This is a genomic window from Streptococcus sp., from assembly GCF_032481935.1.
Classification (GTDB): domain Bacteria; phylum Bacillota; class Bacilli; order Lactobacillales; family Streptococcaceae; genus Streptococcus.
The window spans coordinates 28,676-48,749 of sequence record NZ_JAWERU010000011.1 but is presented as its reverse complement, the minus strand read 5'-3'; the positions used below and the strand labels follow the sequence as shown (position 1 = coordinate 48,749).

The following is a 20,074-nucleotide window of genomic DNA, read 5'->3' as shown; positions in this document are numbered from 1 at the left end:
AAAGGGATTTTTTAATACCTATAAAGGGATTTTTTTATACCTATAATACCTTGTGCAAAATAGTCGTATATATCAAAATTAGAGTCACGTTACCTACTATTAGACCAAAAGTCGCAAGCAAGGTCTTTGCTGTACCCGGCTTAAAATCTGCACTAATCAAATATGGCCAAAAGCATACCATTGGGAAAACGGCTACTAACACGCATACATAGGTAGGAAAGCTTGTCCAAAGAAAGCGTGTCGTCTCTAACCAGTGACCCCATGAAGGTATCACTATTTTGCTTATAGTGAAAAGTATGCATATAAGGTGGACCACTAGAAGATAAATAGCATACTTTGTTTTACTTAGTACTTTTTTCTTTTTCATTTTGCCTAATTATCCCTGCAAATTCTTCTATCGCTCTGCTGCAATATTAGAACTAAAATTAAAATTAACTATATCATTATTCGAATCAAGGTCTAAATTCATAAAATAATGATTCCAAAAGAATTCATTGTTACCTGCTCCCCACTGCACACCATAATGACCCAAATATTCATCTCTTGGCTCGCTTGGAGTCAGCCATATTTTTTTCCCAAATACTTTCGTGAACTCGTTTTCGTCAAGCTTCTTTAGCAAATCTATACCATCTATATTATATGAAATTCCATATTTTGTGGCAACAGCTGTGCACTCAGAATCGAAGCAAACCTGCGTAACTACACAGTCCTTCAGCTCCGTACTCTTCCTCTTATCTCCGTAAACACCTATACATCCGAGAACTACATTCTTCTTTACAAGAAGATAAGTCGATCGCGTAACTGCTGAGTCATATGACTTAAAGCCGTTTGGTACGCTAACCCCAGCTCCTTGGTATTTAGTATAGCTTCCCGTTGTCAAAAGCTCGTTATAATTAGGATAATCATGTCTACCATTTGACACATAAATTTCAAATCCCTTGTCTATCAAATCCGAAATATTAGTCTCTGTAAGATGAATTTCAGTTCCGTCAATTTTAAGTGGAGGTGCGTTATCAGGTAGACCTATAATTATATATACAAACATCAAAAACACGAATATCATAAGCACTGCAACGATACCCATCCAAGATTTCCCGGTTCTCCTTCGTGCATTGAAAAGCGACATTATAGAAGGCGTGATTATAGCAGCACCAATTGGCGCCGCCCCATGACGGAACATGCTCATGACCTTAAAGGCAATTACAGCGCTAATTAGTATTAAAATTATGTGCACTGCATACTCTCCTACGCTTAGCTTACTCGTCCTAGTCTGATTATTTGCTGGGGCATCGTACACTGGAACACCGTTCTCAAAGGTGTTCTTCATTCTAAAACGCAGCCAAAACAATATTCCAATAAACACAAATGCCAAGAACACTAGCATTCCGATAAAAACTAATTTTTCCATCTGTAACCTTTTCTCTGACCTAATTATCGTCCATCAAAATTCATATCTAGTCTACCACATTTTGAAATTGTTTTACAATATTTACATATTACATACTTGTGCACGAATCAAAAATGTATACAAGCTTTTCAGAATATTTATTCTTTACACCTCTTTTTCGCTATGTTAAAATTGTATTAAGTTTAATACTTGTTTTATTCTAAACGTGCGCATCATTTTAGCGCAAAAAACAAATTTAATTCCGTTGTTTGAATGGGATTATTTAAATAACCTTCTAATAGCAAGTCAAACTGAAATCACAGAGTTGAGTAATATGTCTGTATGGTGGATATGTCAGGAAAACCCAGATCATCGTTATAAAATTCAAGTTAAAGAAAGAATGGCGTACAGAAAACGAAATAAAAAGGCATGTTCGATTTGCAAAGGTTTAAGAAGAAAACAGGAGCATTTTGTTAGATTAAAGATGTAATAGAATATTAAAATCAAACAAGCTAAAAACACTCTAAAGATCATTAAATTTATATTAAAGTGTTTTTTATTGTCAAAATGTACATTTGAAAAATTTTTAGTTTTTTTGGTTATATTTATAGTTAGTTAGGCAAGCCCAAATATCTCCTATATCATCTTTCCGAAAAACTATAATTTTCTTGAAAAATATATCTAGCTATGCTATACTATTAGTATAGAAAGATTTGGAGAAAAACATGAAACGCGAGATCTTATTAGAACGGATTGATAAACTTAAACAAGTTATGCCCTGGTATGTTCTTGAATACTATCAATCGAAATTAGCTGTTCCATACAGTTTTACGACCTTGTACGAATACTTAAAGGAATACGATCGATTTTTTAGCTGGGTTTTGGAATCTGGTATATCGAATGCTGATACTATGGCAAATATTCCCTTAGATGTTCTTGAGAACATGACAAAGAAAGACATGGAATCTTTTATTCTTTACTTACGTGAACGTCCTTTGCTTAATGCTAATACAACTAAAAATGGTGTCTCTCAAACAACAATAAACCGTACACTTTCAGCACTTTCTAGTCTCTATAAGTACTTGACTGAGGAAGTTGAAAACGAACAAGGGGAACCTTATTTCTACCGTAATGTCATGAAGAAGGTTGCTACCAAGAAAAAGAAAGAAACTTTAGCTGCACGGGCTGAGAATATCAAGCAAAAACTCTTTTTAGGCGATGAAACGGAAGGTTTCCTTAACTATATCGACCAGGAATACCCTAAAACTCTCTCAAATCGAGCCTTATCGTCCTTTAACAAGAATAAGGAGCGAGATTTAGCCATTATTGCACTCCTTCTTGCATCTGGTGTCCGTCTCTCCGAAGCAGTTAACCTAGATCTTCGTGATCTCAATCTCAAAATGATGGTCATCGATGTTACTCGTAAGGGCGGAAAACGTGACTCGGTTAATGTCGCTGCCTTTGCTAAGCCTTATTTAGAGCAATATCTTGCTATTCGAGACAAACGTTATAAGACTGAAAAGACCGATACAGCCCTCTTTTTGACCTTGTATAGAGGTGTTCCAAACCGGATTGATGCTTCTAGTGTTGAAAAGATGGTGGCCAAGTATTCTGAAGACTTTAAAGTCCGCGTAACCCCCCACAAACTGCGCCATACATTAGCAACTCGTCTCTATGATGCAACCAAATCCCAAGTTTTGGTCAGCCATCAACTTGGGCATGCAAGCACGCAGGTAACGGACTTGTATACGCATATCGTTAATGACGAACAGAAAAATGCCTTAGATAGTTTATAAAACACATAATATAAATTATGTAATATTTTAGCGTTAGAAAAAGAGCGTAGGATTTTTTATGGAATCTTACGCTCTTTTATTCTTTCTATAAAAATTCAATCCAATAATTACGGTGTGGCTCAATAATGACTGGTTTTCCCCAGAATGATTTTAGATAGGCCAAATTTGCAGGGGTGACAGGTTTTTTTTCACCATTGAACTTCTCTGCACTCTCTTCCGTTAGAAAGCATTTAACTGCTTCATATGGTGTACCATCGCTAGCTACTCGATCAATTCCTAAATAAGCAATTTCATCACCGTTTTTTGGAAAATCTGTAAATAGTTTACCAATAAAATAAACCGTCTTATCTTTCATTAATTCATAAGCCTTACTATTTTCCAGTCTGTTATTCGCTGCAGCGTACATAATACAAAAACTGTCCACAATATCTTTCAAAGGCATTAATTCTTCTTTGCTGACTATAATTTCGTCGGGAGCAAGTCCACCAATGATTAAATTTTGATAATGAGGTTGCTGAATGATATTATCTAAAGCCATTCCTAATGGTAGTTGGACACTCTGATAGCCTAATGGTTCTAGCTCTTGCTTTTTCTGGTCAAGGTGTTCTTGTGTAATACTGATATTCAAATCATATGGACTTGAAGGTTGTTTCTTGCTAAAAAAAGCCACTACTATACGATCTAACTGTTCAAATAGAGCAAGTTTTTCCACTGGAATTTTCATCATCGAATATAATCCCCTTTTTTTGTTAAGATTTCTTCTTTATTCTACTCTCATTATTTTTGAATATCAAGTCTAAGATAAAAGATATCCATGTTAAATGGATATCTTTTACTTTATTCAACAACTGCTTCTGCAATTTCTTCAGCAGTAATTCCTGCGAAATAACGGCCTAAGTTAATGGTTTGAAGGGCTTTGAGGACGTCTTCACGTTCGTATTTAACACCACGAAGGACATCTTCTACAGCTGCTACATCTTCGATACCGAAGAAGTCACCATAAATCTTAATGTCTTGAATTTTTGATTCAATGACATTAGCAAAGATTTCCACCTTACCGCTTGGGAATTTAGTTCCACGACGGATATTGTATTCAGGTGATTTCCCATAGTTCCAGTCCCAAGTTCCAAACTTAGTATCTTTGATACGATTGATTTCAGCCAATTCTTCATCTGAGAATACATACTCAGTCATCTCAGGGTATTCTTTTTTCATGTATTCCAAGAGTAAATCACGGAATTCTTCAACAGTGATCTTTTCTGGCAACTCATCGATAATATTCGTTACTCGAGCACGGACTGATTTAACCCCTTTTGATTCAAACTTATCTTTAGACACTTTAAGTGCGTTAGCTAGGACTGACAAATCCACGTCAAAGAGAAGACAACCATGGTGCATGATACGGCCATTGATATAGGCTTGTGCATTTCCACAGAATTTCTTACCGTCTATTTCTAAGTCGTTACGGCCTGTAAATTCAGCTTTAACACCAAGTTCAGCTAAGGTATTGATAACCGGAGTAGAGAAGCTCTTGAAGTCAAAAGCCTTGTTTTCATCTTCTTTTGAAATGATTGTATAGTTAAGGTTGTTCAAATCATGGTAAACAGCTCCACCACCACTGATTCGTCGGACTACTTCAATTCCATTTTCACGAACATAGTCACGGTTAATTTCTTCAATCGTATTTTGGTGACGTCCTACAATAATAGATGGTTTGTTGATCCAAAGAAGGAAGATTTGATCCTCGTCCAAAAGGTGTTTAAAAGCATATTCCTCTAAAGCAATATTAAAGGCAGTGTCATTTGAATGATTGATAATGTATTTCATAAGTTACCTTCTAATACGATAGAGACTGGAAAATATCTTTCCAGCCTAGTCTATCTATTTTTATTTTTTCTTAGGTGAATGGATGGCCATTCCAAGAACATCAGCAAATGCTTCGTACATAACTTCAGAGTATGTTGGGTGACCGTGGATTGTTTTAAGCATTTCTTCTACAGTGATTTCCATTTCGATGATGCTTGACGCTTCGTTGATCAATTCAGCTGCTGCAGGACCAATGATGTGAACACCAAGGATTTCACCATATTTCTTGTCTGCAATGACTTTAACAAATCCTTGAGCAGCATCTGATGCAATTGCACGTCCGTTTGCGGCAAAGTTGAATTTACCGATTTGGACATCGTATTTCTCACGAGCTTGTTCTTCAGTCAAACCAACTGCTGCTACTTCTGGAAGTGTATAGATAGCTGCAGGAGTCAAGTTCAATTTAGCAACATGGTGATTTCCTTTAAGGGCGTTTTCAGCAGCTACTTCACCCATACGGAAGGCAGCGTGAGCCAACATCTTAGTACCGTTGATATCACCTGGTGCATAAATACCAGGAACAGAAGTTTCCATGTACTCGTTAACCTTGATACGACCACGGTCTAACTCAAACTCAACTTCTCCGATTCCTTCAAGATCTGGAACACGGCCGATTGAAAGAAGAGCTTTATTTGCGATGATATCATCTTTTCCTTCAACTTTGATACGAAGTTTGCCATCTTCTTCAATGATTTCTTGAAGTTTAGTGTCTGTCAAGATTGTCATACCTTTACGTTCAAGGATTAAACGAAGATTCTTAGATACTTCAGCATCCATAGCTGGAACGATACGATCCATCATTTCGATAACAGTAACTTTTGAGCCAAATGTCATGAAGGCTTGTCCAAGTTCGATACCAACGACACCACCACCGATGATAACGAGACTTTCTGGAACTTCGTTCATTTCAAGAATATCGTCACTAGTCATCACAAGTGGTGATTCCATACCCGGAACGTTGATTTTGCTTACTTTTGAACCACCAGCAAGGATGATCTTCTTAGTTTCAAGCAATTCAGAACCATTTACCAAGACATTCTTATCTTTAGTAATAGTACCGATACCCTTATGAACATCAACTCCGTAGCTACGAAGAAGTCCTGCAACACCACCAACAAGTGTATTAACAACTTTAGATTTAGTTTCTAAAAGTTTTTCCATATCAACAGTGAAGTTAGGATTTTCAATCACAATACCACGATTTGCTGCATGACCGATACTCTCGATAATTTCGGCGTTGTGAAGGTAAGTCTTAGTTGGGATACATCCACGGTTTAAGCAAGTTCCACCAAGTTCAGATTTCTCAACAAGAGCAACCTTACCACCTAATTGAGCTGCTTTAATGGCTGAAACATAACCAGCAGGTCCACCACCGATAACAACGATATCATAAGCATCATCGCTCTTACCATCATCGTTTGAAGCACTTACTGCAGGTGCTGGTTTAGCTTCTGGTGCAGCTGCTCCAGCTGATGGGATGTTTTCCCCTTCTTCACCAAGATAACCGATAACTTCAGTAACAGGAACAGTCTCGCCGTCACCTTTTAGGATAGCGATCAAGTAACCGTCTTCTTCTGCTTCTAATTCCATGCTGACTTTGTCAGTTCCTTCTTTTACAAATTCTCCGACTTTTTTATTCCATTGGACGATTTGTCCTTCTGTCATATCCACGCCGGCTTTTGGCATAATTACTTCTAAGGCCATATCTTACTTCCTTTATCTATATTTCTAAAAATAAACTCTTTAAACCAACATTGAGATTGGGTTTTCAATTAAAGCTTTCAAGTCTTTCATAAACTTAGCACCAGCCATACCATCTACGACACGGTGGTCAATTGTCAATCCAAGACTCATAATTGGACGAATCACGATTTCACCATTAACTACAACTGGTTTCTCAACTGTTGAGCTAACCCCGAGAATTGCTGAGTTTGGTTGATTGATGATAGGACCAAATGATTGAACACCAAACATCCCCAAGTTACTGATGGTGAAGGTTGAATTTTGCAATTCGCTAGGAGCTAGTTTTCCTTCCAAGGTACGTCCAATAACGTCCTTAAATGCAACTACCAACTCAGACAAGCTCATTTTTTCTGCATTATAGACAACTGGTGTCATCAATCCATTATCCATACCAACTGCCATCGCAAGGTTGACATAATTGTGAGTGATGATTGTCTTACCATCTTCAGTCAACGAAGCATTGATATATGGATGTTTCATCAGTGTCTTAACAACCGCAAGTGAAAGCAGATCTGTAACAGTGATTTTCTTACCAGTTGCTTCCATGATTGGTTCAAGGACCTTCTTACGAAGGGCAAGCAATTCAGACATATCTACATCATAGTTAAGCGTGAAGGTTGGTGCAGTCAAGTAAGAATCAACCATACGTTGAGCAATAACCTTACGCATAGGAGTCATCGGAATACGCTCGATTTCTCCATAAGGTGTTACGTTATCTGGAACTTCTTCCACTTTCTCAATTTGAGCAGGTGATTTAATCGTATCGTTTTCGATATTTTCAGGAAGAAAGGCTAAAACATCCTTCTTCATGATTTTACCACGATGACCTGTTCCTTGAATTTCTTGCCAAGCAATATTATGCTCTAGTGCAATTCGTTTTGCGAGTGGTGAAATGCGAACCACGTTAGTGTCTTTATATGTTTCCACGTCTTCTTTGTGGACACGACCGTTTGCGCCTGAGCCAGAAATGTCGTAGAGATTTATCCCTAAATCATCTGCTAATTTTCTAGCCGCAGGAGTCGCTCTTAGCTTATCATCAGCCATGACCTCTCCTATTCTATTTATGATGCAAAGGGCGTTTAAAAGCGACCGAAAAATAGGAAATCAACGCAGACTTCGATGAAGTCAAGGAGATTTATCTTTTTTCCGAGCTTTTAGCCCGTGCTCTAATCTAAGATACTAAGTACGCAGAGAACTCTGCACCTAAAAGATACAAAGTTTCTCATATTGTTGATTTTTTACATAATTTATGTTATGTATTATTGTTTGTTATACGTTTTACGGATTGCATCTTTGATGCTTTCAACTGTCGGAATCATTGCATTTTCAAGATTTTGTGCGTAAGGCATTGGTACATCTTCACCTGCGCATCGACGAATTGGAGCGTCTAAGTAATCAAATGCTTCTGATTCAGAAATGATAGCTGAGATTTCTCCGATAAATCCACTTGTCTTATGAGCGTCATTGACAAGAACCACTTTTCCAGTTTTCTTAACTGAGTTAATGATGATTTCTTTATCCAAAGGAACCAAGGTACGTGGGTCTACTACTTCTACAGAGATTCCTTCTTCAGCCAATTCTTCAGCTGCTTGCATAACACGACGAAGCATTTTTCCGTATGTTACAACAGTGACATCAGTTCCTTCGCGTTTGATTTCTCCGACACCAAGTGGAATGGTGTAGTCAGGATCAACAGGCACTTCGCCTTTTTGGTTAAATTCTGATTTGTATTCAAGAATGATAACAGGGTTGTTATCACGAATAGAAGACTTGAGAAGTCCCTTCATATCAGCTGGTGTACCTGGAGCTACTACTTTCAATCCTGGGATGTGCGTAAACCATGTTTCCAATGATTGTGAGTGTTGAGCTGCAGAACCAACTCCGTTACCAGCTGCACAGCGGATTGTCATAGGCACTTGACCTTTACCACCAAACATGTAACGAGTTTTAGCTGCTTGGTTGGCGATATTATCCATGGCAATAACTGAAAAGTCCATGAAAGTCATATCAACGATTGGACGCAGCCCTGTCATAGCAGCACCAGCTGCTGCACCTGAAATTGCCGCTTCAGAAATCGGACAGTCACGAACACGTTCTGGACCAAATTCTTCAAGCATACCTACTGAAGTTCCGAAGTCTCCACCAAAAACTCCGACATCTTCACCCATCAAAAGCACATTTTCATCACGACGCATTTCCTCAGACATTGCAAGGATAATGGTATCGCGGAAAGACATTAATTTTGTTTCCATATTTCTCTACTTCTCCTTAGTCTGCGTAAATATCTTCAAATGCTGATTCAAGCGGAGGGAATGGACTTTCTTCTGCAAATTTAACAGATGCTTCCACTGCTTCCTTAACTTGTGCTTGAATTGCTTCAAGTTCCTCTGCACTTGCAATCTTGTTCTCAACAAGGTACTTGCGAAGATTTTCGATTGGATCTTTTTGTTTCCACTCTTCTACTTCTTCACGTGTACGATATTTACCTGGGTCTGAAGATGAGTGACCAAGCCAACGGTAGGTTACACTCTCAATCAAGACAGGACCTTTACCAGAGCGAACATGGTCCACTGCTTTCTTAAATCCTTCGTAGACAACGATTACATTGTTACCATCTTCGATAAACATACCAGGAATACCGTAAGCTGCGCTACGTTCATGGATATGTTGAACATTGGTCATTTTCTTAATATCTGCTGAAATTCCGTAACCATTATTGATACAGTAGAAAATAACTGGGAGATTCCAGATCGAAGCCATATTCACCGCTTCGTGGAAGACACCTTCGTTTGTCGCTCCGTCACCAAAGAAGCAGACAACGATTTTACCAGTGTTTTTCATTTGCTGAGTAAGGGCAGCACCTACTGCGATGCCCATACCACCACCTACAATACCGTTGGCACCAAGGTTACCTGCATCAAGGTCAGCGATATGCATAGACCCGCCTTTACCTTTACAAGTTCCAGTATATTTACCTAGGATTTCAGCCATCATGCCATTAAGGTCGATTCCTTTAGCAATAGCTTGACCGTGGCCACGGTGATTTGAAGTAATCAAATCATCTTCGTTTAGAGCTAACATAGCCCCAACGTTAGCAGCTTCCTCACCAACAGAAAAGTGCGTCATTCCTGGCACTTTTCCTTTTTTTACTAATTGAGCAATTTTTAAGTCCATACGACGAATTTCTTCCATCTTACGGAACATCTCAAGCAAAAGATTTTTATCTAAAGTTGACATAATCTTGCCTTTCTAAGTTTAAATTCTTATAGTTCTATTTTACTTTATAGGTTAATTAGTGTCAAAAAATATGCCTGTAATTTTTCACAATATAAAAAAAGAAAAGTCAATAAAATCGAGACTTTTCTTTGTGTAAAATACAAATTTCACAAGTTTTTTTCATCGTTTTTCAACAAATTATTTGAATCTTTTCATAATAACTTGTAAACGCCACTGATAAAGAATTCCACTTACCATTAAACTAATGATAAGAGCAATCCAATAGGAGTACGCACCTAAACTAGTCGAATAATCAAGATATAATCCAAGCGGAATCCCAACACCCCAGTATCCGAGAAGACCAAGACAAAAAGGAACAATCGTATCCTTGTAACCTCTTAAAATTCCTTGTAAAGGTGCCGCAAAGGTATCAGCTAACTGGAAGAACAAACTATAGGTCATAAAAGATGCTGTCAGTTGAATAAATTCTGAATCTTGACCATATAGTCTAGCTACATTTTCACGATAGATGTAGAGAAAACTAAGTGTTAAAACCGCAAACACCATAGCTGTTAAACGACCAATATGGATATACTGTTTAGCATCGTCTAACCGTTTAGCTCCTACCTCATAAGAAATCACAATGGCCATGGCAGTTGAAATACTCATAGGAAAAGCATACATCAGATTTGAAAAATTCATAGCTGACTGATGACTGGCAATAATTAGTGATGAGAATTTCGCCATAATCAAACCAACAACTGAAAAAATGGCAACCTCAGCAAATACCGTCCCACCAATTGGTAGACCAAGATAAATAGCTTCCTTGATTTTTTTGATTTGTAGAGGCATAGGTTTTTGGAGTTGATATTCCTTGAGCTTTTTATGCTTTAATAAGACCAAAGTCGAAATCAGTAACAATGCCCAGTACGCAAGGGAAGTCCCCAGACCTGCTCCTGCACCTCCTAACTCAGGAAAACCAAAAGCTCCATATATTAGTAAATAGTTAAATCCACTATTTAAAGGAAGTAAAAGAAGCATAAGATACATAGACAACTTTGTCAATCCTAGCGTATCAAGTAGCGATCGAATAACACTAAAAAGCAAAAGTGGAATAATACCGATGGCTAAGAGCCACAGATAACGTATGGCAACACTGGATACAGCCAATTCCAGCCCCATGAATTGTAAGACAATTGGTGCTAAAAAGAAAACCAAGTCAAAAAGTACGATAGATAAGGCTAAAGCCAAATAAAGAAATTGATAAAAATCCGAAGAAACTTCTTTCTTTTTTCCTTGTCCCAAATGGTGACCAATAATAGGGACCAAGGCTGAGACAATCCCTGTCAGGAAGGTAAAGAAAGGATTCCACAAACTAGTCGCAATGGAAACACCCGCTAGATCCAGTGTATTATATTGCCCTGTCATCGTGGTATCGACAAAAGATGCGGAAAAATTAGCGAATTGATAAATTAGAATAGGAAAGAAAATTTTTAAAAATAAGATGATTTTGTCTTTAATAGTTTTTGTTGTATGCATACCTACTCTTTCTACTCCTTTTCATCCAAGCCAAAAAGCTTTAAGCCATATTTTCTCAAACTCAAGGGTGGATTACTAGCTTTTGATGTCGTGTGCCAACAATTACATGAGGCGCAATAATAGCTTCTAACCAAGCCACCATTATCATACTCTACAGCATGATCAGCTTTTTCCTTGGTTTCATACTGAATTTTAGCACGGTTAGCGGCTTGACAATATACTCCATGGCAAGCATTTCGTTTACGATTTCTAAGTTTACGAAAATAATTCATCCTCAAGCTCCTAATCTGCTTGATAAACGATTTGTCCCATACAGATAGTATATTTAACCTGCCCTTTTAATTGTTCACCAATAAATGGAGAATTAGCTGATTTAGAAGCAAAATGCGTATCAACGATTCGGTCAGCTTTATCATCGAAAATTGTAATATCAGCTGGGCCGTTTTCAGCCAAATATCCTGCTTCAAAATTATACAATTTGGCAGGGTTTACTGTCATTTTTTCTAATAATTCCATCAGGGTTAGCTCACCAGCTTCGACTAAGTAAGTTAAACCGAGTGACAAAGAAGTTTCTAAACCTGTCATACCTGATGGAGCTTTGGTAATATCCTCAACATTTTTTTCGTCAGCATGGTGAGGCGCGTGGTCAGTAGCAATGACAGAAATGACTCCAGATTTAAGTCCTTCAATAACTGCACGACGGTCAGACTCCAGACGAAGAGGTGGATTCATCTTAGCGTTACTTCCTTTAGTCAAAAGAAGAGCTTCAGTCTTAGAAAAATGCTGGGGTGCTACTTCTGCAGTTACGTTTGCTCCCATATTTTGAGCAAACTCGACAACTTTGACACTTTCTTCTTTTGACAAATGCTGGATATGAACATGGGCTTTTGTTGCGTAGGCAATCATGACATCGCGAGCAATCATAGCATACTCTGCAACTCCAGTTGCACCGCAAATATGAAAATGTTCTTTAGCGATATTTTCATTAAAACCAAGTGTACCATTTAAACCAGGATCTTCTTCGTGCAGACTGATAAAGGTGTTTAACTTTTTAGCCTCTTCCATGGCTTCCTTGACCACTTTACTGCTTTCAAGTGGAATCCCATCATCAGAAAATCCAACAGCTCCAGCTTCTAAAAGCGACTTAAAGTCAGTCAAATCTTGGCCATTAAAGTTCTTGGTAATTGTTGCTACAGATTTAACGTTGATCTTTTCCTTTGCCGCAGATTGAAGAACTTCCTGCAAAGTCTCAACATCTGAGATAGTTGGATTGGTATTAGCCATCATAACGACAGTTGTAAAACCACCTGCTGCGGCTGCTAAAGCACCTGTATGAATGTCTTCTTTATGTGTTTGACCTGGTTCACGAAAATGAACATGGATATCTACCAATCCAGGCGCAACTACAAGACCAGTAGCATCTATTACTTGAGCACCTTCTTCCTGGATTTCAGGAGCAATTTGAACAATTTTCCCTTCATCAACCAAAACATCATAAACTTGATCCAAACCAGACTTTGGATCCATCACACGGCCGTTTTTGATTACTAACATAACAATACTCCTTTATTCGTAGAAATCCACTTGGGTATCCAATAACTTATCACCATCATAGACAAACTTTGCTGAAAAGAAGGGTTTATCTTCTAAAAGCCACTCGACAAAGGTATGGTCACCTTCCCAGGTCGGTTTGCTTAAAACTTCATCGTAAGGAACCCATTCTAATGTTCCTTCATTACAGTCAATCAATTCACCCTCAAATTCTGTCACCTTAAAGACGTAGGTGTACCAGTCCAAGTCCGGTGTGAACTCTGGAAAGGTGATCACTCCTTTTAATACTGGTTTTGCTTTTAGACCAGTTTCTTCTAAAATCTCACGAGCAGCACATTCTTGTGGAGTTTCTCCACGCTCTAACTTTCCACCTACACCGATCCATTTTCCTTCATGGACATCATTAGGCTTTTTATTGCGATGAAGCATGAGTAGCTCTTTCCCGTTATCAATGTAGCAAATTGTCGCTAACTGAGGCATATTCTCTCCTTATCTAAGCCAATCAATTGGCTCTTGTCCACTTTCTTTTAAGAATGCATTGGCCTTGGTAAAGGGCTTGGATCCCCAAAATCCTCTGTAAACTGAAAGAGGACTTGGGTGGGCTGATTCGATAATCAAGTGCTGAGGATTTGTAACTAAGGACTTCTTCTTACGTGCATAAGCACCCCAGAGAACAAAAACTAAGGGTCTATCAATATTATTGACAACCTTGATCACAGCATCTGTAAAAGGTTCCCATATCTGCCCAGCATGACCATTGGCCTGACCAGCCGGAACTGTAAGGCAGGCATTTAACAAAAGAACTCCTTGCTCGGCCCAGCTAGTCAAATCATGTGAATTCTTAACTCCAATATCATCTGCAAGTTCTTTCAAGATATTTTGCAAAGAAGGAGGTGCTGGAATAGAATCTGGAACTGAAAAACTCAAGCCCTGAGCTTGACCAGGCCCATGATAGGGATCTTGGCCTAGAATCACCACCTTAACCTCTTCCAGAGGAGTTGTTATAAGAGCCTGAAAAACCTTTTCTTTAGGAGGATATACAGTTCCTTGAGCATAAGCCTGCTCCATAAAGTGATTGATTTTCCCAAAATAACCCTCAGGTAATTGCTCTTTAATCAAAGCATGCCAAGATGAGTGTTGCATAGCTTTCTCTCCTTTATCGTATCCATCGAAAAGCACGTCTTAATTCATCCGTACCATTTTTAAAAAAGCATAAACCATGTGCAAGTATGATTTTATCCGGTTTCCAGTTTAACATACGGGAAAAGGAAGTTTTTGCTTCCCTTTGTCTTCCTATGAAAGTCATCCGATAATCGATAGGAGTTTGTCCATCAGGGGATGTTACACGAGCTAAACGATAGAATCTTCTGCGGATTGGACTAGCTATCTTTTCCAGTTCAAAATTCTCTATGAGGTCTGTCACAATCAGTGTTTTAGTTGATTTATGAAAAAATACCACCTCTTCAATGACTGAACTTCCCTTAAAAATGAGTTGTTCAATCTCATCAGACCATAAGTCAGGAGCCTTATCTGTTAAGGGAGCATCAAATACAACCTTGACTTTCTGACTTTTTACTCTCTCTTCTACTCCTGGGCTAGACCATGCTTGCGCATGAGGATACCTTTGTTTCCAATCTGCAATATAGGCGTAGTGAATCTTATTTGGTGAAATCAGGTAAGCGACTTTCCCCAAAGCGTCCAGTTCAGTAAAAAGTTTCTCATTTGGAGCAATAGGAGAATGAATCCAAAGTTTGTCATCATTTAACTTAATCACCGTCATACGTGTCTGAAAAGGAAGTTTGAAGACCTTCATATCCATTTGTATCAAATCACCTTCTACTATCCAGATATTTTGATCAACTTCCTTTAGTAAATACAATGGTTCATAAAGAGAAAGAGGTGGCCTAGACATCATTTACTACTCCTTCGTTGATACTGCCTCTATTATAGCAAAAAGTGGCTATCTAAACCACTTTTAAAAGTATCTATTGAAATTTGAGAAGTTTTATAGAGAATTTATACTAAATAGCCTTTATTCACCACCTTTTCTCGTGTTAGAAAGGATAAATTCTTTGTCGATTTCATCAATAATCAATTCTGTTAGAGTATTAAGTTTTTCATCAAATCTTTTATTCAATTCCTTTACAACTCTTATCTTAAACTCATCACTTGATTTTTGGTTATAGTAATCAAAACCTCCAGAAGCCGCGCTACAGCAACTCCTCCAATCTGAAAGATAGCTAGTCATTTCAAAAACTATTATTATATTTTCAAATCTCTTCCTTGCAAAATTTTTTAAATCTCCTGTAAAAAAATTAGATTAAATCTCCCCTTTGCTCGAGCAAAGGGGAGATAGGTAGGACTATGTTTAAGCACTTCCTTAAGATTGAATTTTTGAATTCAATCAATAAAGAAACTATCTAACAATCAAATAATGTGCATCTTTTATTTTATAATTTTCTAAACTGATAACTGTTTGTTTCTTATCAAGAATATCATATTTAACCAGTGAATCATTAAATAAAAAATAATAGATGTTGTCTTTAAATGTAAAATACGGTGCAATATATCGCTCTGTACTAAAGCCTTCCAGATGAATAATATCTTTTTCTAAATTGTCTAGATTGACTGTAGTAAAGGAAAATTCGCCATTATACAATCCCTCATTCTCTATAATCAATTGATTATTTTTAGCATCATAGTGAATATTTGTTGGATACTTTTCAGGAATATCGATATAATTCTTACTCTGATTTTTTAAATCAAAAACCAATAATTTATTTCCTGACTTATATTCCCCATCAGAATTACGCCCACTAAGTGCTTCCACAATATACAAGACATCATCTACATTAACCATTCTCATATATGCTGATGTTTCGTCAAGATTATACTTTTCGACGATGTTGAACTCTTTATCCATTTTCCAAATTTCTGTATTAGGAACTTGTGTTGATAAATCCAATGTGGTTACAAGTAAGTATAAATAATTATCTACAATAACAAACTGTTGACTGGCATTTAGCTGACCATCATTTTTCACGGTAACATTAGTGACAACCTCTAAATTATTATCATATTTATAAAATTCAATTCTATCTGTAAAGACAGCAGTTGCATATAAATAATCCCCATCTGTTATAGATGCGTATGCATCATTTCCCTCTGCTAATTTAAACGTTTCACTTAAATTTTCCTTATTAATTCTAGATACATATCTTTTTAGACCTGAGGTATCTTTTGTTTTTGCAGTTGAATAGGATCCTGCTTCCGAAAAACTTTCTGCCCAATAGATATATTTTTCTTTTCTAGATATATTACCCTTGAACTCATTTAAATCATAATCATCAAAGACAGCTATTTTATCGCTATCCCAGATAGCCATTTTATAATCATCTACCGAATTTACCTTATTTGACTGACAGGCACTTAGACAAATAAGGCAGCAACAAGCACTTATTAACATCAACATGAAGTTTATGGTTCTTTTATTACTTTTCAATACCATACTGAGTTGCTCCTATATAGCTTTTTATACCAATTTAAGACGTTCAAACAGATGAATAGAGAATTTATTGACTAGTTTAGATGCTTCTTTTTAATACCTGCTTGATTAACTGTACTACCAATTTGATATCCATATACAACTTAACGGTAGATGACAATCACAATATTCTTATCATTATATCCTAGTATGATTTATTATATCAAAAAAATAAAACGTTTTCAAAAAAAGCCAAAATTTCTTGCACTCCATGCTCCAGGTTTTCTAGAATTTTATATATTTTGTGATTTTTAAAGGAGCCCCAAGCAATCAAGCAGAGCCTGATAAGAGTCGACTTCATAAGTTGGATGGGCTTGGGTCTTATTTTCCAGATGATGAGGGTTGTACCAGATAGTATCAATTCCAGCATTTTGCCCGCCCTGAATATCAGCTGATAAAGAATCACCGATCATAAGGGCATAGTTTTTATCAAAGTTAGGGATACAAGCTCCAATTTTTTCATAGAACTCAGCATCTGGTTTTTGAGTATGGAGTTGTTCTGATATAAAAATTTCCTTGAAATATGATGCGATTCCAGATTGTTCCAAACGACCTGTCTGAATATAGGTAATCCCATTTGTTGCAGCATAAAGCTCATAACCTTGACTTATCAATTTTTTTAATAAATCTTCGACACCTGGAAAAGTTTGACCTTGTTTAGATAGGAAAAACTGATAGCGCTCTGCCAAGTAGGCGCCATCTTTTTCAATGCCAAAGTGAGCAAACAACTTTGCAAAACGAGTATTGACCAATTCTTTTTTTGTAATTTTTTTCTGTTCCAAATCTTTCCAAAGTGCTTTGTTCATAGGTACATAATAATCTTTGTATGCTTGGATATCCTCTACTCCTTCTTCTTTTAGGAGTTGTGATAAGGCAATATCTTCTGCAGCATCAAAATCGAGTAAGGTGTGGTCGAGGTCGAAGAGTAAAAATTTGTAATACAATTCTGGAAAGTTCCTTTCTATGGGGGAAAAGATTGATATATTCTAAAAATTATCAGCTAAGATAATTAAGATGTCAAATCAGGAAAAGATTTCGTTTTCAAATTATTTTTCACATGATACATTAACTGATATTCTAACTCCTTAAGAATATCAGTTAACTCAAATAACTCTGTACAAAAATCCTCATAGTTAGTAATAATGAATTCTTCCTTTGCTAATTCTTTAGCCTCCTCCATAATATCCCAATCAATTTTTGTTTGCTCAATACTATCGATTATCTCACTAGGCGCTTTTTCTTGGTACTCTCTTGACAATAAATCTATTTTTATTGTTTTTTCATGTTCAGGTATCAAACTAGAATTAACGGCCTCTACATCCTGATTATACTTTTTCTTCAATTCATCAATTTTCTCATGAACTAATCGATTATATACTGATATACTTTCACAATCTGAATAATCTAAACTATCAGATTTCTCAAATAATAATCGTGATTTTTCCTGAATATTTTCTAAGTCAAATTCATAAAATGAAGATATTTGACTTAGAAAGTCGTCATTATTATTTAGTTCTACTTTTTGTAAGTAGTCCCTAAGATTTGTAATATCTATAATTATTTTATCAGTTACTTCTTCATACGAATTAGTTAAATCAGTTATATCATTAGCAATCTTAGATAATTGACGTGCTAAACTTGTCATAATAACTATGGAATCTTCTTCAATTGGAATTGCAATCTTAAATATCTCGTCAAAAAAAGATTTATACAATTCGGTAATAAAAGAACTATCATGAATAATACACCCAGTCTCAATATTTTTCCGATTAAAAGAAAGATTGGCAGATCCAAAGTAAACAACTGATTCTGTTCCTACAATTTTACCGTGATTATCTTTTGAAAACTTGATTTGGATATTTTTCTTTCCAAGAAGTGGTTTCAAAATTTCTTTATACTTTTTATAAGCTGCACTCACATCTGAACCATACTGCCACGATGGAATACTTGTAACAATTCGTATTGGAACATTATCATCAATATCTGCAAGATTGGTCACTAATTCTCTAAACTCTTTATTTTTTGATATATTATAGGTTAAGATATTTATCAATTTAGCTTGACCAAAGTTATCCAATACATTTTGATAGTCTATGCTATCCCCAATATTACCAATAAATTTACCCTTACTAAAGTTAATAATCATGTTAAATTTCCCTTGTTTTATATTATAGATTCTATACTAGTTTATTTTATTATTGTATCAATTAATCATAATCACCCGTTAGACGGGTGGTTATGACTTATAAAATGTATACTTTTTTCTAGAGTTTTAGAATAATAGAAATTTGTATTTCAATCTATAAAATCCTTTCTGTATTTGGAAGATAAAGAAATTGAATAATTAACACTTTAGAGCTGACTAGTCAAAAAAACTAGAACAAAGCATGAGAATCTCTTTAATCTTTCCTACTTGAAAAGCTCCTTTAACAGAAAAGGAGCTATCTTGTCTTTTATTGGTGTACAGCTTGGGCTGCTGTGATAAGAGTAAGTTTGAAGACGTCGTCTGAGTTACATCCACGTGAAAGGTCATTAACTGGTTTGTTCAAACCTTGCAATACTGGACCAACCGCTGCAAAGCCACCGAGACGTTCTGCCATCTTGTAACCAATATTCCCTGCTTCAATACCTGGGAAGATAAAGACGTTTGCTTGTCCAGCAACCTTGCTTCCTGGTGCTTTAAGAGCAGCTGTTTCTGGAACGAAGGCAGCATCAAATTGCAATTCCCCATCAATTTCAAGGTCGGGACGAAGATCATGAGCAATCTTAGTTGCTTCAACAACTTTATCTACGCTTTCACCAAAACCAGAACCTTTAGTTGAATAGCTTAGCATCGCAATTTTTGGTTCGATACCGAACATCTTAGCTGTGATAGCAGAGTTAATCGCAATCTCTGCCAATGCTTCAGCATCAGGATTGATATTGATGGCACAGTCACCAAATAGGTAACGCTCAGTGCCACGAACCATAAGGAAGGCACCTGAAGTACGACTAACATTTGGACGTGTTTTAATGATTTGAAGGGCTGGGCGAACAGTTGCCGCAGTAGAGTGAATAGCTCCTGAAACCATTCCATCTACCAAGCCCATGTATACCAACATAACACCAAAATAGTTCACGTCTTTAACCAAGATTTCGCGAGCTTCTTCTTCAGTCATTTTTCCTTTACGACGTTCTACAAGTGATGCTACCATGTCTTCAAATTGAGGGTAATGCGCAGGATCGATTACTTCATAACCATCCATGATTCCTTCGATTTCAAGATAGATTTTAATTTTGTCAGGGTTTCCTAGCAGGACAGGGATAACATCTGTTTCTTTTACGATGCGTTTTGTTGCTTGAAGAATACGTGGTTCTTCACCTTCAGGCAAGACAATACGTGCATTTTTTCCAACTAGGTTGGCTTTTAAACTTTCAAAAACTTCCATGAGT

General features: G+C 36.8%; 20 protein-coding genes. 2 read left to right on the top strand and 18 right to left on the bottom strand.

Features of this window, described 5'->3' with window-relative positions; all coding sequences use genetic code 11:
- Positions 1 to 394 precede the first annotated feature (394 nt).
- Complete coding sequence (locus tag E7C97_RS03430; RefSeq protein ID WP_316108151.1) at positions 395 to 1,408, bottom strand: hypothetical protein; 1,014 nt, start codon at positions 1,406 to 1,408, stop codon at positions 395 to 397.
- 205 nt (positions 1,409 to 1,613) lie between these two features.
- On the opposite strand from E7C97_RS03430, the gene E7C97_RS03425 reads away from it, so the two are divergent.
- Both E7C97_RS03425 and xerS read left to right on the top strand, forming a co-directional pair.
- On the top strand, positions 1,614 to 1,877 hold the full coding sequence (locus E7C97_RS03425) for a zinc-ribbon domain-containing protein (protein ID WP_316108150.1): 264 nt from the start codon (positions 1,614 to 1,616) through the stop codon (positions 1,875 to 1,877).
- Between the two features lie 235 nt (positions 1,878 to 2,112).
- Positions 2,113 to 3,183, top strand: coding sequence for a tyrosine recombinase XerS (gene xerS / locus E7C97_RS03420; protein ID WP_316108149.1), 1,071 nt, complete (start codon positions 2,113 to 2,115; stop codon positions 3,181 to 3,183).
- 85 nt (positions 3,184 to 3,268) lie between these two features.
- Here the strand turns inward: xerS and E7C97_RS03415 are convergent, their stop codons facing one another.
- The 17 genes from E7C97_RS03415 to pta all read right to left on the bottom strand — a co-directional run bounded on the left by E7C97_RS03415 (position 3,269) and on the right by pta (position 20,070).
- Entirely contained in the window at positions 3,269 to 3,910 is a 642-nt protein-coding gene (locus E7C97_RS03415; protein ID WP_316108148.1) for a hypothetical protein, read from the bottom strand.
- A gap of 110 nt (positions 3,911 to 4,020) precedes the next feature.
- Positions 4,021 to 5,010 carry a lipoate--protein ligase gene (locus E7C97_RS03410; protein WP_316108147.1) on the bottom strand — a complete coding sequence of 330 codons (990 nt, stop codon included), beginning with the start codon at positions 5,008 to 5,010 and terminating at the stop codon, positions 4,021 to 4,023.
- A 60-nt stretch (positions 5,011 to 5,070) separates the two neighbouring features.
- A complete protein-coding gene (gene lpdA, locus E7C97_RS03405; RefSeq protein WP_316108146.1) occupies positions 5,071 to 6,753 on the bottom strand; it encodes a dihydrolipoyl dehydrogenase in 1,683 nt (560 codons plus the stop codon).
- A 39-nt stretch (positions 6,754 to 6,792) separates the two neighbouring features.
- Positions 6,793 to 7,836: a dihydrolipoamide acetyltransferase gene (locus tag E7C97_RS03400; RefSeq protein WP_316108145.1), complete on the bottom strand. Its 1,044-nt coding sequence runs from the start codon at positions 7,834 to 7,836 to the stop codon at positions 6,793 to 6,795.
- 215 nt (positions 7,837 to 8,051) lie between these two features.
- Positions 8,052 to 9,044, bottom strand: a complete 993-nt coding sequence (locus E7C97_RS03395; protein WP_316108144.1) for an alpha-ketoacid dehydrogenase subunit beta — start codon at positions 9,042 to 9,044, stop codon at positions 8,052 to 8,054.
- Between the two features lie 16 nt (positions 9,045 to 9,060).
- Positions 9,061 to 10,029, bottom strand: coding sequence for a thiamine pyrophosphate-dependent dehydrogenase E1 component subunit alpha (locus E7C97_RS03390; RefSeq protein ID WP_316108143.1), 969 nt, complete (start codon positions 10,027 to 10,029; stop codon positions 9,061 to 9,063).
- Positions 10,030 to 10,206: 177 nt separating this feature from the next.
- The gene (locus E7C97_RS03385) at positions 10,207 to 11,547 is read right to left on the bottom strand and encodes an MATE family efflux transporter (protein ID WP_316108142.1); all 1,341 of its coding nucleotides are present in this window, start codon (positions 11,545 to 11,547) and stop codon (positions 10,207 to 10,209) included.
- 11 nt (positions 11,548 to 11,558) lie between these two features.
- Entirely contained in the window at positions 11,559 to 11,819 is a 261-nt protein-coding gene (locus E7C97_RS03380) for a hypothetical protein (protein ID WP_316108141.1), read from the bottom strand.
- Between the two features lie 10 nt (positions 11,820 to 11,829).
- Complete coding sequence (locus E7C97_RS03375) at positions 11,830 to 13,101, bottom strand: dihydroorotase (RefSeq protein ID WP_316108140.1); 1,272 nt, start codon at positions 13,099 to 13,101, stop codon at positions 11,830 to 11,832.
- Between the two features lie 12 nt (positions 13,102 to 13,113).
- Complete coding sequence (locus E7C97_RS03370) at positions 13,114 to 13,578, bottom strand: 8-oxo-dGTP diphosphatase (RefSeq protein WP_001135775.1); 465 nt, start codon at positions 13,576 to 13,578, stop codon at positions 13,114 to 13,116.
- A gap of 9 nt (positions 13,579 to 13,587) precedes the next feature.
- A complete protein-coding gene (locus E7C97_RS03365; RefSeq protein WP_316108139.1) occupies positions 13,588 to 14,241 on the bottom strand; it encodes a uracil-DNA glycosylase in 654 nt (217 codons plus the stop codon).
- Between the two features lie 13 nt (positions 14,242 to 14,254).
- Entirely contained in the window at positions 14,255 to 15,010 is a 756-nt protein-coding gene (locus E7C97_RS03360) for a DUF4336 domain-containing protein (RefSeq protein ID WP_316108168.1), read from the bottom strand.
- A gap of 120 nt (positions 15,011 to 15,130) precedes the next feature.
- Positions 15,131 to 15,346: a hypothetical protein gene (locus tag E7C97_RS03355; protein ID WP_316108138.1), complete on the bottom strand. Its 216-nt coding sequence runs from the start codon at positions 15,344 to 15,346 to the stop codon at positions 15,131 to 15,133.
- A 168-nt stretch (positions 15,347 to 15,514) separates the two neighbouring features.
- Positions 15,515 to 16,483, bottom strand: coding sequence for a hypothetical protein (locus E7C97_RS03350; RefSeq protein WP_316108137.1), 969 nt, complete (start codon positions 16,481 to 16,483; stop codon positions 15,515 to 15,517).
- A 410-nt stretch (positions 16,484 to 16,893) separates the two neighbouring features.
- Positions 16,894 to 17,586: a YjjG family noncanonical pyrimidine nucleotidase gene (locus tag E7C97_RS03345; RefSeq protein ID WP_316108136.1), complete on the bottom strand. Its 693-nt coding sequence runs from the start codon at positions 17,584 to 17,586 to the stop codon at positions 16,894 to 16,896.
- Between the two features lie 65 nt (positions 17,587 to 17,651).
- The gene (locus E7C97_RS03340) at positions 17,652 to 18,788 is read right to left on the bottom strand and encodes a phospholipase D-like domain-containing protein (protein WP_316108135.1); all 1,137 of its coding nucleotides are present in this window, start codon (positions 18,786 to 18,788) and stop codon (positions 17,652 to 17,654) included.
- Positions 18,789 to 19,095: 307 nt separating this feature from the next.
- Positions 19,096 to 20,070 (bottom strand): phosphate acetyltransferase, encoded by a 975-nt coding sequence (gene pta / locus E7C97_RS03335; RefSeq protein WP_075230517.1) that lies wholly within the window; start codon positions 20,068 to 20,070, stop codon positions 19,096 to 19,098.
- Between the last annotated feature and the right edge of the window lie 4 nt (positions 20,071 to 20,074).

Coding starts and splice junctions, on each gene's coding strand:
- xerS (WP_316108149.1), top strand. CDS start 2,113: ATGAAACGCGAGATCTTATTAGAACGGATTGATAAACTTAAACAAGTT.
- E7C97_RS03380 (WP_316108141.1), bottom strand. CDS start 11,819: ATGAATTATTTTCGTAAACTTAGAAATCGTAAACGAAATGCTTGCCAT.
- E7C97_RS03395 (WP_316108144.1), bottom strand. CDS start 9,044: ATGGAAACAAAATTAATGTCTTTCCGCGATACCATTATCCTTGCAATG.
- E7C97_RS03360 (WP_316108168.1), bottom strand. CDS start 15,010: ATGTCTAGGCCACCTCTTTCTCTTTATGAACCATTGTATTTACTAAAG.
- E7C97_RS03385 (WP_316108142.1), bottom strand. CDS start 11,547: ATGCATACAACAAAAACTATTAAAGACAAAATCATCTTATTTTTAAAA.
- E7C97_RS03340 (WP_316108135.1), bottom strand. CDS start 18,788: ATGATTATTAACTTTAGTAAGGGTAAATTTATTGGTAATATTGGGGAT.
- E7C97_RS03370 (WP_001135775.1), bottom strand. CDS start 13,578: ATGCCTCAGTTAGCGACAATTTGCTACATTGATAACGGGAAAGAGCTA.
- E7C97_RS03415 (WP_316108148.1), bottom strand. CDS start 3,910: ATGATGAAAATTCCAGTGGAAAAACTTGCTCTATTTGAACAGTTAGAT.
- E7C97_RS03410 (WP_316108147.1), bottom strand. CDS start 5,010: ATGAAATACATTATCAATCATTCAAATGACACTGCCTTTAATATTGCT.
- E7C97_RS03355 (WP_316108138.1), bottom strand. CDS start 15,346: ATGACTAGCTATCTTTCAGATTGGAGGAGTTGCTGTAGCGCGGCTTCT.
- pta (WP_075230517.1), bottom strand. CDS start 20,070: ATGGAAGTTTTTGAAAGTTTAAAAGCCAACCTAGTTGGAAAAAATGCA.
- E7C97_RS03375 (WP_316108140.1), bottom strand. CDS start 13,101: ATGTTAGTAATCAAAAACGGCCGTGTGATGGATCCAAAGTCTGGTTTG.
- E7C97_RS03365 (WP_316108139.1), bottom strand. CDS start 14,241: ATGCAACACTCATCTTGGCATGCTTTGATTAAAGAGCAATTACCTGAG.
- E7C97_RS03390 (WP_316108143.1), bottom strand. CDS start 10,029: ATGTCAACTTTAGATAAAAATCTTTTGCTTGAGATGTTCCGTAAGATG.
- E7C97_RS03350 (WP_316108137.1), bottom strand. CDS start 16,483: ATGGCTATCTGGGATAGCGATAAAATAGCTGTCTTTGATGATTATGAT.
- E7C97_RS03430 (WP_316108151.1), bottom strand. CDS start 1,408: ATGGAAAAATTAGTTTTTATCGGAATGCTAGTGTTCTTGGCATTTGTG.
- E7C97_RS03400 (WP_316108145.1), bottom strand. CDS start 7,836: ATGGCTGATGATAAGCTAAGAGCGACTCCTGCGGCTAGAAAATTAGCA.
- lpdA (WP_316108146.1), bottom strand. CDS start 6,753: ATGGCCTTAGAAGTAATTATGCCAAAAGCCGGCGTGGATATGACAGAA.